A 13391-nucleotide genomic window follows, 5' to 3' on the forward strand; every position below is an offset into this window, starting at 1 on the left:
CCGCGACAGGGCAAATTCAAGCGGCAAAGTGCATTTCATGGACGGTGGGACCATAATCGCGAAAAAATGGGTAGGCCCGCGCTCGGCATGAGACCGCGACAGGCCAAAAAATACGAGGGGTTCGGGCAGATGCATTCTTGGGGTATTTTGGCGCAAACCACAGCGTGGCGGCCGGCAGGCCCTTGCGCAGCACTGAGCCGGCCATGAATACCCTCCATCCCCTGATGCCCGACGCGGACATGATGCTGTGGAGCGCGGCCGCCGGCGCACTGGGCCTGGTAGTCTTGCTGGCCCTGGCCGACGCCTTTTACAGTCGCACACGCGCCGCCTCCCAAACGCTGGCCTACCTGGCCCTGTGCTGGGCGGTGGTGCTGCTGTTGAGCGGGCTGCCCGCCGCCATCTGGCCGGGCGCGTATGACGAACTGGCCACGGCGCAATTCCTGGCCGGGCCGCTTTGCGCGGCCGTGGGCAGCTACGGCGCCAGCAAATGGCTGTCGGCCCACCAGCGCGACCACTTGATGCAAGTCAGCCTGCTGGCGATCACCCTGGTATGCCTGGCGGGCGTGCCGCTGTGCCTGTTGCTCGCCCCTGAATGGCGCCTGCCGGTTTCCGGGGCGCTGGCGATCGCCAACCTGTCGGTGGTGCTGTGGCTTTCGGTGCGCGCCACACAGCTGGGCGACAGGATGGCATGGGGTCTGGCCCTGGGCTGCCTGCTGACCCTGCCCGCGCAGATCGGCCTCTACGGGCTGGCGCTGAACACCAGCCGGCCGCCGCTGCTGCTGCAGGCCGGCGTGGCGCTGGCAGCGCTGCTCAGCGTGGTCATCACCGCCGCGATGCTGTGGCTGCGCAACCACCATATCCGGCAGATGCGGCAGGGCGAGGTCTCGCGCCGCGACCCCATCACCCAGCTCTACGACGGCGTGGCCATGGTGCGGAAAATCATAGGGGCGCAGCAGCGCCGCCAGCGCACCCGGCGCGACGGCGCGCTGATGGCCGTGCTGCTCTTCGAACCCGAACGCCTGTTGCCGCTGATCGGCCAGGCCGGCCTCAACGACCTCTACATCCAACTGGCACGCCGCATGCAGCGCCATACCGGCGCCGTCAACCCGGCCGGCCGCTATTACGACCGCTGTTTTATGGTGCTGCTGGAAACCATGCATTCGCCGCGCTGGATACGCACATTGGGCCTGCGCGTGGCCTCCAGCCTGCGCCGGCCCCTGGATCTGCGTTCGCTGGACGGGCGGCGCATACGGGTCACGCCCGACATCGCCGTCGGCATTGTCCACCTGTCGGCAGCCGGCAAGGACGTGGACCAGCTGCTGCATGAGGCCCAGTCGGTGGCGCAAGCCGCGCGCGCGATGCGCTCCCGCGCGGCGATGCTGGACCCGGAGAGCCACACCGCCGTGCCGGTCGAGCATGCGGACCTGGGCTCCAGTTGGCGCGCGCTGCGCGACGCCGTGCCGGCGGTACCCCCGCGGCCCAAAAATCCGAAAACCCCGAAAAGCGCCGGCAAAACGCCCCGGTCGGGCCGGCCTCGCCACAAGCCGGCCTGAACCGGTGCGCCCCACCAGGCCCGACTCGCCTCAGGCCGGGTTGTCGATGTCGATGAATTCGTGGGCCAGGCCCAGCTGGGCCGCGACCTGCCCCGCCACCGCCGGCGCACCGTAGCGCTCGGAGGCGTGATGGCCGCAGGCGATAAAGGCCACGCCCATCTCTCGCGCGTAATGGGCTTGCGGCTCGGAAATCTCACCCGTGATGAAGGCATCGGCACCCGCGGCAATCGCCGACTCGAAGTAGCCTTGCGCACCGCCCGTGCACCAGGCAATGCTCCGGATTGTTTTTTGCGACGGCCCTGCCTGGACTACGGGCCGCTTCAGCACCTGCTGCACATGGGCCGCCAGCGCGGCGCTGTCGGCAAAGTGGCTACCATCGCCGCGCCCGCCGATAAAGCCCAGATCCTGCTCGCCGAAGCGCGCGCCGGCAGCCAGGCCCAGTTGCAGGCCCAGTTGCGCGTTGTTGCCCAGCTCGGGATGCGCGTCCAGCGGCAGGTGGTAGGCAAAGAGGTTGATGTCGTGCGCCAGCAGCAGCGCCAGGCGCTGCTTCATCCAGCCCGTGACGCGGCCGTCCTGGCCGCGCCAGAACAGGCCGTGGTGCACAAAAATGGCGTCGGCCCGCGCGGCAACCGCCGCCTCTATCAAGGCCAGGCTGGCGGTAACGCCGGAAACGATTTTGCGAACCTCGGGCCGGCCTTCGACCTGCAGGCCGTTGGGGCCGTAGTCCTTGAAGCGCGCGGGCTGCAAAAGCGCGTCAAAGGCCTGCAGCAAGTCCTGTCGTGTGGTGCTCATGAGGGGATTGTCTCAGGCGGGCGCCCCATGTAAAAGCCCTTGCCTTGGGCACCCGCAGGAGCTGAGGGACAATAGGGGCTTGCGGCGCAAGCTCCCTAGCGGTTTTTGATTTTTTTGCTGACACCCCCTCATTCATGAAGCGTACCTGGCTCCTGTTCTCCCAAGCCGTCACCGTCCTGCTGGCGGCCTATTTTGTGGTGGCCACGCTCAAGCCACAGTGGCTGGACCGCGGCAACACGCCGGGCGTCTCCGTGATCGAAGCGCCGGCCGGCAGCGCGCCGCGCAGCCCAGGCGCCGCCGGCGGTTTTGCCTCGGCCGCCAAGCTGGCTTCCGCGGCCGTTGTCAGCATCAACACCAGCAAGGCGGCCGCGAGGAACCCGCACGCCGAAGATCCGTGGTTCAAGTTTTTCTTCGGCGACCAGAGCCCCAACGAGCCGCAGGGCGGACTGGGCAGCGGCGTCATCATCAGCGCCAGCGGCTACATCCTGACCAACAACCATGTGGTCGAGGGCGCCGATGACATCGAGGTCATCCTCAACGACACGCGCAAGGCCAAGGCCCAGGTCATAGGCACGGACCCCGACACCGACCTGGCCATCCTCAAGATCGACCTGGACAAGCTGCCCGTCATCGTGCTGGGCAATTCCGACGCGCTGCAGGTGGGTGATCCGGTGATGGCCATCGGCAACCCCTTCGGCGTGGGCCAGACCGTCACCGGCGGCATCGTGAGCGCGCTGGGGCGCAACCAGCTGGGCATCAACACTTTTGAAAACTTCATCCAGACCGACGCGGCCATCAACCCCGGCAACTCGGGCGGCGCCCTGGTCGACGTGAACGGCCACCTGATGGGCATCAACACCGCGATCTACTCGCGCTCGGGCGGCTCCATGGGCATAGGCTTCGCGATTCCGGTATCCACGGCCAAGCAGGTGCTTGAAGGCATCGTGAAGGACGGCCAGGTCACGCGCGGCTGGATAGGCGTGGAGCCGCAAGACTTGAACCCCGAGCTGGCCGAAACCTTCGGCCTCAAGCCCGCTGCGGCCAGGGACGGGGGCGTCATCATCACCGGCGTGCTGCAAAACGGCCCGGCAGCGCAGGCCGGCATACAGCCCGGCGACGTGATCACCGCGGTGGACGGCAAAAGCGTGCGCAATGTGAGCCAGTTGCTGACCGCCGTGGCGGCCCTCAAGCCCGGCACTCCCGCACCGCTGACGGTGCTGCGCAAGGACAAGCAGACCGAGATCGCCGTCACGCCCGGCAAGCGCCAGCGGCCCAAGACGCAACAGCGCTAGGCAGCCGGGGCTCAGGGCTTGGCGGCTTCGGCCTCGCTGTCGTCTTCGGGCTTTTTGGTGTGCTTGACGAACAGCTGCGCGGCGACGATGCCCACCTCATAGAGGCCGCCGACAACGCCCAGCAGCATGATCATGGAGCCCGCATCAGGCGGCGTCACCAATGCGGTGCCGACGGCCGCGGCCACCCAGAAGTAGCCGCGGTATTCACGCAGCTGGGCCACGCTGAGCACGCCCATGCGCACCAGCAGGATCACCGCGATCGGCACCTCAAAGGCCAGCCCGAAGGCCAGGAACATGCCGAGCACGAAATTCAGGTATTCCTCGATATCAGGCGCGGCGGTGATCGATTTGGGCGCAAAGCTCTGGATGAAGTGAAAGACCTGGCCGAACACCACGAAATAGCAGAAAGCCACGCCGACAAAAAACAGCAAGGTGCTGGAAATCACCAGCGGCATGACGAGTTTTTTCTCGTGCGAATACAGGCCCGGCGCCACAAAAGCCCAGACCTGGTAAAGCACCACCGGCAGCGCGATCATGAAAGCCGCCATGAACAAAATCTTGATCGGCACCACGAAGGGTGAAATCACATTGGTGGCGATCAGCGTGGCGCCCTTGGGCAGCGAGGCGACCAGCGGCGCGGCCAGGATGTCGTAGAGCGCGCCCGGGCCGGGGAAGAATGCCAGCACGACCGCGGCGATGCCGACGGCGATCACCGCCTTGATCATCCGGTCGCGCAACTCCATGAGGTGCTGCACAAAAGGCTGCTCAGTGCCCGCGAGTTCGTCGGGCTTGTCGGTGTTGGGATCGCTCATGAAGGAACTTTGCGCTGGATGGATGGCGCCGGAAGATGCGCAAGGAACAGGAGATCGGCGGGAAGGCTCAAGACAGGCGGCCCGGCTGCGGACGGAACCGTGCCACACGCGCCGCCCCCGACTGCGCACGGGTGCGCACGCCGGTACGCGCCTTGTACCACTGGGGCGTCGCGCCCTGCTTGAGGCGCCACTTCTTTTTCGGGTGCTTGTATTCGGGGAAGACTTCCATGCCCGGCAAGGCGCCAGAGGACGATTCGCCGGTGGCCTCGGCCCAGGACTTCTCGAAGTCGCTGGCGCTGGTCTGGATGGAATTCTCGACGTCGCGGGCCGCGCCCTCGACGGTTTCCTTCATCTTCTTGAGTTCGTCCAGCTCCATGGAGCGGTTGACCTCATTTTTGACGTCGGCCACATAGCGCTGCGCCTTGCCCAGCAGCGTGCCCACGGTACGCGCCACGCGCGGCAGCTTTTCCGGGCCGATGACGATCAGCGCCACGGCGCCTATCAGCGCCATCTTGGAAATGCCGAGGTCAATCACTGAGTCAGGCCTGAATTACGACTTTTGGCGGGCTTCGACGTCGATGGTGGTCTTGTCGGAGGCTTGCGCATTCGTGACGCTGGCTGGCGGCACGGGCACATCAGCGGGAGGCTGTCCGCCGTCCTTCATGCCGTCCTTGAAGCCTTTGACCGCGCTGCCGAGGTCGCTGCCCATGTTTTTGAGCTTTTTGGTGCCGAACACCATCACCACGATCAACAGCACGATCAACCAGTGCCAAATGGAAAATGAACCCATGATTTGCTCCTAATCTGTAAATACAGGTGTAAATGCAATATTGCCGGTATTGGGGCGGCTTGCACGCAATTGCCTTGATTCTAAAGGCCAGTACCCGCCGGGACGCCGATTACACACATTGGCCTACCGGGTTAGTGTGCCAGCCCGGCCCGGGGTTCCCGGCGCCCTGCTAGCCCTTCAGCCACGGCCGCGGCCCGCCGATCACGTGAAAGTGCAGGTGGTGCACTTCCTGCCCGCCTTCCGCGCCGGTGTTGGTCACGATACGGTAACCGCCCGCCGGGTAGGGGTTGCAGCCCTGTTCCATCGCCAGCTTGGGCGCCAGCACCATCATGCGGCCCATCAGCGCGGCGTGTTCAGGGCCCACCTGCGCCATGGACGGGATGTGCTCCTTGGGAATGATCAAAAAATGCACCGGCGCCCAGGGATTGATGTCATGAAAGGCGAACAATTCGTCGTCCTCATACACCTTGCGGCTCGGAATGGCGCCTGCGGCGATCTTGCAGAAAATGCAGTTGTCGGAATGGCTCATGGCTTGGTCGGTTTGAGTGGGTCTAGGTCGGGCGGTGGCTGTTAAAACGCATCCAGCCCCGCACGCAGCGGTACAAATACCAGAGCCACACGATGCCGTAGGCGGCAAGCCCCGGCAGGAACAACAGCAGCCACAGCGGCGACAGCAGCACCAGCCAGCCCAGCGTCCACCAGAAGGTGCGGATCATGTAATTGTGGTGGTCGATGTAAAGCGCGTCGGATTCGTCGGCACGGCGTATGTAGTTGACGATCACGGCGATCACCGCGAACACGCCGCCGCTGAACCAGGCCAGCGTGTGCAGGCCGTACAGCACGTGCATCACAAGACGGTCGTTGGGGTTTTTGCCCTCGAATTCGGCCAGATCGGTTTCCATGGGGGATCAGGTTCCTGTCACGGTGAAGTCAAAAATGAAATCCACGGCTGGCGCGTTCACGGTTTTTCGGCCGCGTCGCGGTGCTGGGCCTTGCGCAGCGCTTTTTCCTCGATGCCACTGGTGCCTTCGCGGCGCTCCAGCTCGGCAATCACGTCGGCCGGGCTCAGGCCGTAATGCGCCAGTGCGATCAGGCTGTGGAACCACAGGTCGGCGACCTCGCCGACCAGCTTGCCCTTGAGCCCGGCCGTCGCGCCGCCCTGGGCCAGCGCGCAGTCGATGTCCTTGGCGGCCATCACGGTTTCGGTGGCTTCCTCGCCGATTTTTTTCAGGAAGGCGTCCGGGCCCTTGTGCAGCAGGCGCGCCACATAACTTTTATCGGGGTCGCCGCCGTTGGCCGCCTTGCGGCTTTCGATGATCTGCGCCAGGCGCTGGAGGGAATCATTCGTGGTCATGTTTGCCGGGAGTCTGTTTGTACATGCTTGTCGGGTCTTTCAGGACCGGCTCGGTCACCACCCACTGGCCGTCTTTATACACACTGAAAAAGCAGCTGTGACGCCCCGTGTGGCAGGCGATGCCGGGCGTGTGGCCCAGTTGCGTCACCTTGAGCAGGATCACGTCGTTGTCGCAGTCCAGGCGAATTTCGTGCACCGCTTGCTGATTTCCGGATTCCTCGCCCTTGTGCCAGAGTCGGCCGCGCGAGCGGCTGTAGTAGACCGCCTGGCCCAGCTCGGCGGTTTTTTGCAGCGCCTCACGGTTCATCCAGGCGAACATGAGCACATCGCCGCTGGAGGCTTCCTGCGCAATGACAGGGATCAGGCCCTTGTCGTCCCAGCGAATCTCGTCTAACCAGTTCATGGGGCTATTGTCAGGGATTTGGGTACGGTTACAGAGCTCTTAAAACCAAGGGTATCGCGAACCGGCCTTGCCGGGCCGCAGATGCCGCCCCAACAGGGGAACGGCGTATCAACGGGGCTTACAACCTTACCGGGATGCCCCGTTCGGCCATGTGCTGCTTGGCCTGCTGCACCGTGTACTCGCCGTAATGGAAGATGCTGGCGGCCAGCACCGCATCGGCGCCGCCAGTCTGGATGCCGTCGGCAAGGTGCTCAAGATTGCCTACGCCGCCCGAGGCGATCACCGGCACGCTGACGGCATCGCTCACCGCGCGGGTCAGGGCCAGGTCAAAGCCCGACTTGGTGCCGTCGCGGTCCATGCTGGTCAGCAAAATCTCGCCGGCGCCGCGCCGCGCCATCTCGGCGGCCCAGGCCACGGCGTCCATGCCGGTGTTTTTGCGCCCGCCGTGGCTGTACACGTCCCAACCCGGGCCGCGGGTTTTGGCGTCTTCTTCGCCGCGGCGCTTGGCGTCTATCGCCACCACGATGCACTGCGCGCCGTACTTGGCCGAAGCGTCGTCAATCACCTGCGGATTGGCGATGGCGGCCGAGTTGAAGCTCGTCTTGTCGGCCCCGGCATTGAGCAGCCGGCGCACATCCTCGACGGTGCGCACGCCGCCGCCCACGGTCAGTGGAATAAAGACCTGCGAGGCCACCGCCTCGATGATGGGCAGGATCAGGTCGCGCCCGTCGCTGGTGGCGGTGATGTCGAGGAAAGTGAGTTCGTCAGCGCCCTGCTCGTTGTAGCGCGCCGCGATTTCCACCGGGTCGCCCGCGTCACGCAGCTGGGTGAAGTTGACGCCCTTGACCACGCGGCCGCCGGTGACGTCGAGACAGGGAATGATTCTTTTAGCGAGCATTGGGGCTTCAGTGGACCTGGCGATGGTTGGAAATGCCTCTGGGCATTCCTAGCCGTTCAGCTCATCGGCTCTCGCCTGGGCTTTCTCGAAATCCAGGTCGCCGCTGTAAATGGAACGCCCGCAGATCACGCCTTCGACGCCCTCTTCCTCGACTTCGCAGAGCTTTTCGATGTCGGCCATGTTGGAGAGGCCGCCGGAAGCGATCACGGGAATGGTCAGCGCCTGGGCCAGTTTGACGGTGGCGTCGATGTTGATGCCGGTCAGCATGCCGTCGCGGCCTATGTCGGTGTAGATGATGGATTCGACGCCGTAGTCCTGGAATTTCTTGCCCAGGTCTATGACCTCGTGCCCCGTCATCTTGCTCCAGCCGTCAGTGGCGACCTTGCCGTCCTTGGCGTCCAGGCCGACGATGATGTGGCCGCCGAAGGCCGTGCAGGCGTCCTGCAGGAAACCGGGGTTCTTCACCGCGGCCGTGCCGATGATGACATAGCGCAGGCCGGCGTCCAGGTAGCGTTCAATCGTGTCCAGGTCGCGGATGCCGCCGCCCAGTTGCACGTCGATTTCACTGCCGACTTCGGCCAGGATCTGCTTGATGGCCTGCTCGTTGCGGGGCTTGCCCGCGAAGGCGCCGTTCAAGTCCACCAGGTGCAGGCGGCGCGCGCCCTTGTCGACCCAGTTGCGCGCCATGGCGGCAGGGTCTTCGCTGAAGATGGTGGATTGATCCATGTCGCCCTGTTTGAGGCGAACGCAGTGACCGTCTTTCAGGTCAATCGCGGGGATAAGTAGCATGTGGCGGTAAAAAAGACGGTAAAAAAAGAAAACGGGTGCTCAGGGTAACAAAAAGTCCGGCGTCCCGGTACCGGGTCTGACCCAAGGCGCTGCCGGCGGCTAGGGATTCCAGTGCAGGAAGTTGCGGTACAGGGCCAGTCCGTGGTCTGCGCTTTTTTCGGGATGGAACTGGGTGGCAAAAATATTATCGCGTGCAATCGCCGCCGCAAAGCGCGCGCCGTAGTCGGCTTCGCCGGCGATGTGGCGCGCGTCCGACGGACGGGCATAAAAGCTGTGCACAAAATAAAAGTACGCGCCATCGGGCACGCCGGCCCAGACCGGATGGGCGTTCGCCGTGCCCGCACCATTTTGGTAAACCTGGTTCCAGCCCATCTGCGGCACCTTGTAGCGGCTGCCGTCGGGCTGCGTCCTGCCCGCCAGTTCGAACCGGACGACCTCGCCGGGAATCAGCCCCAGGCCGTCGGTGCCGGCGCCGCCGTCGCCGGGCTGGCCTTCGTCGCTGTGACTCAGCAGCATCTGCATGCCCACGCAGACGCCGAACAGCGGCTTGTGGGCCGCCGCGTGCAGCACCGATTCCAGCATGCCGGAATCAGCCAGCTCGCGCATGCAGTCCGCAATCGCGCCCTGGCCGGGCAACACGATGCGCTCGGCCTGCATGACGTCTTCGGCCTTCGAGGTCACGAGGACTTCAAAGCCGCTGCCCGCCGCCACATGGCGCACGGCCTGCGACACGGAATGCAGGTTGCCCATGCCGTAGTCGACCACGGCCACTGTTTTGGGTTTTGCCATCAGGGGTTCAAGAAGGGTTGGCTTTGAATTTAGGGGCTGCCGGCGCCCATTTGTAGGGGGCTACGCCAAAAAGAGGCATGGAATGCTGCGCGGCGGCTTTTTGGAGGGTGGCTTAGAGCGAGCCCTTGGTCGAGGGGATCACACCGGCGGCGCGCGGGTCTATCTCCAGCGCCATGCGCAGCGCGCGGGCAAAGGCCTTGAACACGGTCTCGGCCTGGTGGTGAGCGTTTTCACCCTTGAGGTTGTCGATGTGCAGGGTCACAAAAGCGTGGTTCACAAAGCCCTGAAAGAATTCGTAGGCCAGCTGGCTGTCGAAAGTGCCAATCATGCCGCTCTTGAAGGGCACATGCATTTCCAGTCCCGGGCGGCCCGAAAAATCGACCACCACGCGCGACAGCGCCTCGTCCAGCGGCACATAGGCATGGCCGTAACGGCGCAGGCCTTTTTTGTCGCCCACGGCCTTGGCCACGGCCTGGCCCAGCGTGATGCCCACGTCTTCCACCGTGTGATGGCCGTCGATGTGCAGGTCGCCCTTGGCCTGGATGTCCAGGTCTATCAGCCCGTGGCGAGCGATCTGGTCCAGCATGTGGTCGAAAAAGCCTATGCCCGTCGACAGGCTGGCCTTGCCGGTGCCGTCGAGGTTGAGCTTAACGGTGATCTGGGTTTCTGCGGTGTTGCGCGAAACCTCGGCAATGCGGGGAGCGAGGGTTGGGGTAGTCATAGGGATTTTTCAAGCGCCGCCAGCATTTGCGCGTTCTCGTCCGCGGTGCCGACCGTCAGGCGCAAACAATTGGCCAGCAATGGATGCATTTTAGAAACGTTTTTGACCAGCACTTTGTGGGATTTCATGCCGTCGAAGGTTTTGGCCGCATCGGGCACGCGCACCAGGATCATGTTGGCATCGCTTTTCCAGGCTTTGACGCCCTTGGCCGCCATGCCGGCCAGCGCGTCCATCAGCACGGCGCGCTGGGCCACCAGCTCGCCGGCCTGGGCGGCGAATTCAGCCTGGTGCTCCAGCGCGAACAGCGCGCACTCGTAGTTGAGCACGCTGATGTTGTAGGGCGGGCGCACCTTGTCGACCTCGGCAATCAAGGCCTTGGGGCCCATCATGTAGCCGATCCGCACACCGGCCAGGCCGAACTTGCTCATGGTGCGCATCAGCAGCACGTGGCCGTGCCTGGCGATGCGGTCTATATAGCTTTTGCTTGAAAACGGCTGGTAAGCCTCGTCCATCACCACCAGCCCGGGCGCCGCCTCGATGATTTTTTCGATCACCGCGTCGTCCCACAGGTTGGCCGTGGGGTTGTTGGGGTAGGCCAGGTAGATGATGGAGGGCTGGTGCGCCTTGATCGCGGCCAGCATGGCGGCTTCGTCGAGTTCAAAGTCGGCCGTCAGCGGCACGCCGATGAATTTGAGGCCCTGCAGCTGGGCGCTCATGGCGTACATCACAAAACCCGGCAGCGGCGCCAGGATGGAGCCGCCCCCCACGTCGCAGGCCATGGCCAGCAGCGAGATCAGCTCGTCCGAGCCGTTGCCCAGCATGATGTCGAAACCTTCGGGCATCTGCGCATAGTCGGCCAACGCCTTGCGAAGGTCGTTGACCCGGCCGTCGGGGTAGCGGTTCAGCGCCAGCGCGCCCAGGCGCTGGCCCAGCTTGGCCTGCAGCGCTGCGGGCAGGCGGTGCGGATTCTCCATGGCGTCGAGCTTGACCATGCCGGCCGAGTCCTGGATGGCATAGGCGTGCATGGACTGCACGTCCTGGCGTATCAGTTTTTTAAGCTTGTTATCCAGTGAAAGGGTAGTAAGAGTCATTGGAGGTTCTCCAGCAGTTCAATGCCGGTTTTAAAAGGGTTGATCACCTGGACACCGCCGTAGTGCTGCTCATGCGCCAGGCCTTCGCTGAGCAGATAGCGGCAGCCGAGGTGCTGGGCCGCCGCGACGACCAGGCTGTCGCGGTAGTGCAGGCCGTAGCGGCTTTCCACCGCCCAGGCGGATTCGACGGTGGCGTGGTCGGTTTGCCAGGGCTGCCAGAGTTCATAGCGACGTACTTCGGCGCGCGCATCGCCGGCCGGCATCGGCGGCTGGATCTTGCGCGTGGCCAGCAGGTAAAACTCATTGAGCACCTGGGTACTGGTGCGACCCAGGCCGCGCCGCCACAGCACGGTCAGCCAGGCCAGGGCGGCCTGCTGTTTGGCCCGGTCAGCGCCGTCTTCGCTGTGCAGCAGGATGCTGGCGTCCACAAAAACGCCGGTAGATGCCTCACTCATGCGCCGCGCTCGTCCAGCTCAAGGCGCGTGGGATAGGGCTGCCCATTGGACACCCAGAGCCTGTCCTTGTTTTGCCAGTCGTGCAGGGCGCGCTGGTAGGCGTCGGTGCGCTGCATCTTCTCGGCCAGCATCTCGCCCACCAGGCGCGAGACGCTGGTATTGCGCCGCGCCGCCTCGATGCGCACCCATTCCAGGGCGGCATCGTCCACGGTGATGGTCACGTTTTTCATGGCCTCAAGTTTACACGAATTTCGTGCTGCACGAAATTCGTGTAATCTGAGACCTTATTTCAGCCGCATCTCCGCCGCCCGCGCATGCGCCTGCAAACCTTCGCCATAAGCCAGTTCCGCGGCGATCTTGCCCAGCACCTGGGCGCCGGCTTCGCTGACTTCGATCAGGCTGGAGCGTTTCTGGAAGTCGTAGACGCCCAGCGGGCTCGAAAAGCGCGCCGTGCCGCTGGTGGGCAGCACGTGATTCGGGCCGGCGCAGTAGTCCCCCAGGGACTCGCTGGTGTACGCACCCAGAAAGATGGCGCCGGCGTGCTTGAGCAAGGGCTCCCACTTGTGCGGCTCGCGGCTGGAGACTTCCAGGTGTTCGGGTGCGATGCGGTTGCTGATGGCACAGGCTTCTTCCATGCTGCGCGTGTGGATCAGGGCGCCGCGCCCGCTCAGGGACTTGGCAATGATCTCGGCGCGCGGCATCTCGGGCAGCAGGCGGTCAATCGCGGCCTGCACCTGGTCGAGGTAGGCGGCGTCGGGGCACAGCAGGATGCTTTGGGCGAGTTCGTCGTGCTCGGCCTGGCTGAACAAGTCCATGGCGACCCAGTCCGCCGGCGTGCTGCCGTCGGCCAGTACCAGGATTTCCGAGGGGCCGGCGATCATGTCGATGCCCACCGTGCCGAAAACGCGCTTTTTGGCGCTGGCCACATAGGCATTGCCGGGACCGGTGATCTTGTCGACCTTGGGCACGGTCTGCGTGCCGTAGGCCAGTGCGGCCACGGCCTGCGCGCCCCCGATGGTGAACGCGCGGGTGACGCCGGCCACATAGGCGGCGGCCAGCACAAGTTCATTGCGCTCACCCTTGTTGGATGCAGCTTGGCCGCCTGAGCCGCCCGTAGCCACGCTGCCCCGCACGGGAGTAGGCACCACCATGATGATCTCTTGCACGCCAGCCACATGGGCGGGGATGGCGTTCATCAGCAGGCTGGAGGGATAGGCCGCCTTGCCGCCGGGCACATAAATGCCAACGCGGTCCAGCGGCGTGACCTTCTGGCCCAGCAAGGTGCCGTCTCCATCGCGATAGCTCCAGCTCTCGCCGGACGCTTTTTTCTGTGCCTCGTGGTATTTGCGCACCCGGACAGCGGCGGCTTGCAGGGCCTCGCGCTGGGCAGCAGGAATGGCATCAAACGCGGCTTTGAAATCTGCCTGCGTCAGCTCCAGCCCTGCCATCGAGCCGGCTGCGAGGCCGTCGAAGCGCGCGGTGTATTCGAGCACCGCCGCGTCGCCGCGCAGCTGCACGTCGGCCAGGATGTCGGCCACGCGCTGCTCTATGGCCGCGTCGGTGTCGGCGGACCAATGCAGGCGCGCCTTGAATTCGGCCTCAAAGGTGGCGGAAACCGTGGATAGGCGGGCGGGCGCGGCGGTCAGTTTCAT

At 64.6% G+C, this 13391-nt stretch carries 18 protein-coding genes; 2 read left to right on the top strand and 16 right to left on the bottom strand.

The genetic code is table 11. From position 1 onward, the window contains the following. The first annotated feature begins 203 nt into the window (after nt 1-203). Entirely contained in the window at nt 204-1553 is a 1350-nt protein-coding gene (locus PMI15_RS10705) for a diguanylate cyclase (protein WP_007868090.1), read from the top strand. 30 nt (nt 1554-1583) lie between these two features. On the opposite strand, the gene PMI15_RS10710 is transcribed toward PMI15_RS10705, so the two are convergent. Continuing rightward, complete coding sequence (locus PMI15_RS10710; RefSeq protein WP_007868092.1) at nt 1584-2345, bottom strand: Nif3-like dinuclear metal center hexameric protein; 762 nt, start codon at nt 2343-2345, stop codon at nt 1584-1586. A 134-nt stretch (nt 2346-2479) separates the two neighbouring features. Between PMI15_RS10710 and PMI15_RS10715 the strand changes: the two genes are divergently transcribed. Next, complete coding sequence (locus PMI15_RS10715; protein WP_007868093.1) at nt 2480-3637, top strand: S1C family serine protease; 1158 nt, start codon at nt 2480-2482, stop codon at nt 3635-3637. A gap of 11 nt (nt 3638-3648) precedes the next feature. Here PMI15_RS10715 and tatC read toward each other — a convergent pair whose 3' ends face one another. From tatC to hisD, 15 genes are all read right to left on the bottom strand, one after another. Then, nucleotides 3649-4449 (bottom strand): twin-arginine translocase subunit TatC, encoded by an 801-nt coding sequence (gene tatC / locus PMI15_RS10720; protein WP_007868100.1) that lies wholly within the window; start codon nt 4447-4449, stop codon nt 3649-3651. A 67-nt stretch (nt 4450-4516) separates the two neighbouring features. Then, complete coding sequence (gene tatB / locus PMI15_RS10725; protein WP_007868103.1) at nt 4517-4984, bottom strand: Sec-independent protein translocase protein TatB; 468 nt, start codon at nt 4982-4984, stop codon at nt 4517-4519. 15 nt (nt 4985-4999) lie between these two features. Continuing rightward, nucleotides 5000-5239, bottom strand: coding sequence for a Sec-independent protein translocase subunit TatA (gene tatA / locus PMI15_RS10730; protein WP_007868105.1), 240 nt, complete (start codon nt 5237-5239; stop codon nt 5000-5002). A gap of 169 nt (nt 5240-5408) precedes the next feature. Next, nucleotides 5409-5768 carry a histidine triad nucleotide-binding protein gene (locus PMI15_RS10735; RefSeq protein ID WP_007868108.1) on the bottom strand — a complete coding sequence of 120 codons (360 nt, stop codon included), beginning with the start codon at nt 5766-5768 and terminating at the stop codon, nt 5409-5411. A 22-nt stretch (nt 5769-5790) separates the two neighbouring features. Beyond that, nucleotides 5791-6141 carry a hypothetical protein gene (locus tag PMI15_RS10740; protein ID WP_007868110.1) on the bottom strand — a complete coding sequence of 117 codons (351 nt, stop codon included), beginning with the start codon at nt 6139-6141 and terminating at the stop codon, nt 5791-5793. Nucleotides 6142-6197: 56 nt separating this feature from the next. Next, the gene (locus PMI15_RS10745; protein WP_007868112.1) at nt 6198-6593 is read right to left on the bottom strand and encodes a phosphoribosyl-ATP diphosphatase; all 396 of its coding nucleotides are present in this window, start codon (nt 6591-6593) and stop codon (nt 6198-6200) included. Beyond that, complete coding sequence (hisI, locus tag PMI15_RS10750) at nt 6580-6996, bottom strand: phosphoribosyl-AMP cyclohydrolase (RefSeq protein WP_007868115.1); 417 nt, start codon at nt 6994-6996, stop codon at nt 6580-6582. The genes PMI15_RS10745 and hisI overlap by 14 nt, the downstream gene beginning before the upstream one ends. A gap of 118 nt (nt 6997-7114) precedes the next feature. Beyond that, nucleotides 7115-7894 carry an imidazole glycerol phosphate synthase subunit HisF gene (gene hisF / locus PMI15_RS10755; RefSeq protein ID WP_007868118.1) on the bottom strand — a complete coding sequence of 260 codons (780 nt, stop codon included), beginning with the start codon at nt 7892-7894 and terminating at the stop codon, nt 7115-7117. A 48-nt stretch (nt 7895-7942) separates the two neighbouring features. Next, entirely contained in the window at nt 7943-8683 is a 741-nt protein-coding gene (hisA, locus tag PMI15_RS10760; RefSeq protein WP_007868120.1) for a 1-(5-phosphoribosyl)-5-[(5-phosphoribosylamino)methylideneamino]imidazole-4-carboxamide isomerase, read from the bottom strand. A 99-nt stretch (nt 8684-8782) separates the two neighbouring features. Beyond that, entirely contained in the window at nt 8783-9472 is a 690-nt protein-coding gene (gene hisH / locus PMI15_RS10765; protein ID WP_007868122.1) for an imidazole glycerol phosphate synthase subunit HisH, read from the bottom strand. A 112-nt stretch (nt 9473-9584) separates the two neighbouring features. After that, complete coding sequence (gene hisB / locus PMI15_RS10770) at nt 9585-10193, bottom strand: imidazoleglycerol-phosphate dehydratase HisB (protein ID WP_007868125.1); 609 nt, start codon at nt 10191-10193, stop codon at nt 9585-9587. Next, nucleotides 10190-11284: a histidinol-phosphate transaminase gene (hisC, locus tag PMI15_RS10775; RefSeq protein ID WP_007868127.1), complete on the bottom strand. Its 1095-nt coding sequence runs from the start codon at nt 11282-11284 to the stop codon at nt 10190-10192. The genes hisB and hisC overlap by 4 nt, the downstream gene beginning before the upstream one ends. Further along, complete coding sequence (locus tag PMI15_RS24730) at nt 11281-11739, bottom strand: PIN domain-containing protein (RefSeq protein ID WP_007868130.1); 459 nt, start codon at nt 11737-11739, stop codon at nt 11281-11283. Before PMI15_RS24730 ends, hisC begins: the two co-directional genes overlap by 4 nt. After that, nucleotides 11736-11969, bottom strand: coding sequence for a hypothetical protein (locus tag PMI15_RS24735; protein WP_007868133.1), 234 nt, complete (start codon nt 11967-11969; stop codon nt 11736-11738). Before PMI15_RS24735 ends, PMI15_RS24730 begins: the two co-directional genes overlap by 4 nt. A gap of 54 nt (nt 11970-12023) precedes the next feature. After that, nucleotides 12024-13391 carry a histidinol dehydrogenase gene (hisD, locus tag PMI15_RS10790; protein WP_007868136.1) on the bottom strand — a complete coding sequence of 456 codons (1368 nt, stop codon included), beginning with the start codon at nt 13389-13391 and terminating at the stop codon, nt 12024-12026.

Origin of the sequence: Polaromonas sp. CF318 (genome assembly GCF_000282655.1) — a bacterium.
In the GTDB taxonomy this organism is placed as follows: domain Bacteria; phylum Pseudomonadota; class Gammaproteobacteria; order Burkholderiales; family Burkholderiaceae_C; genus Polaromonas.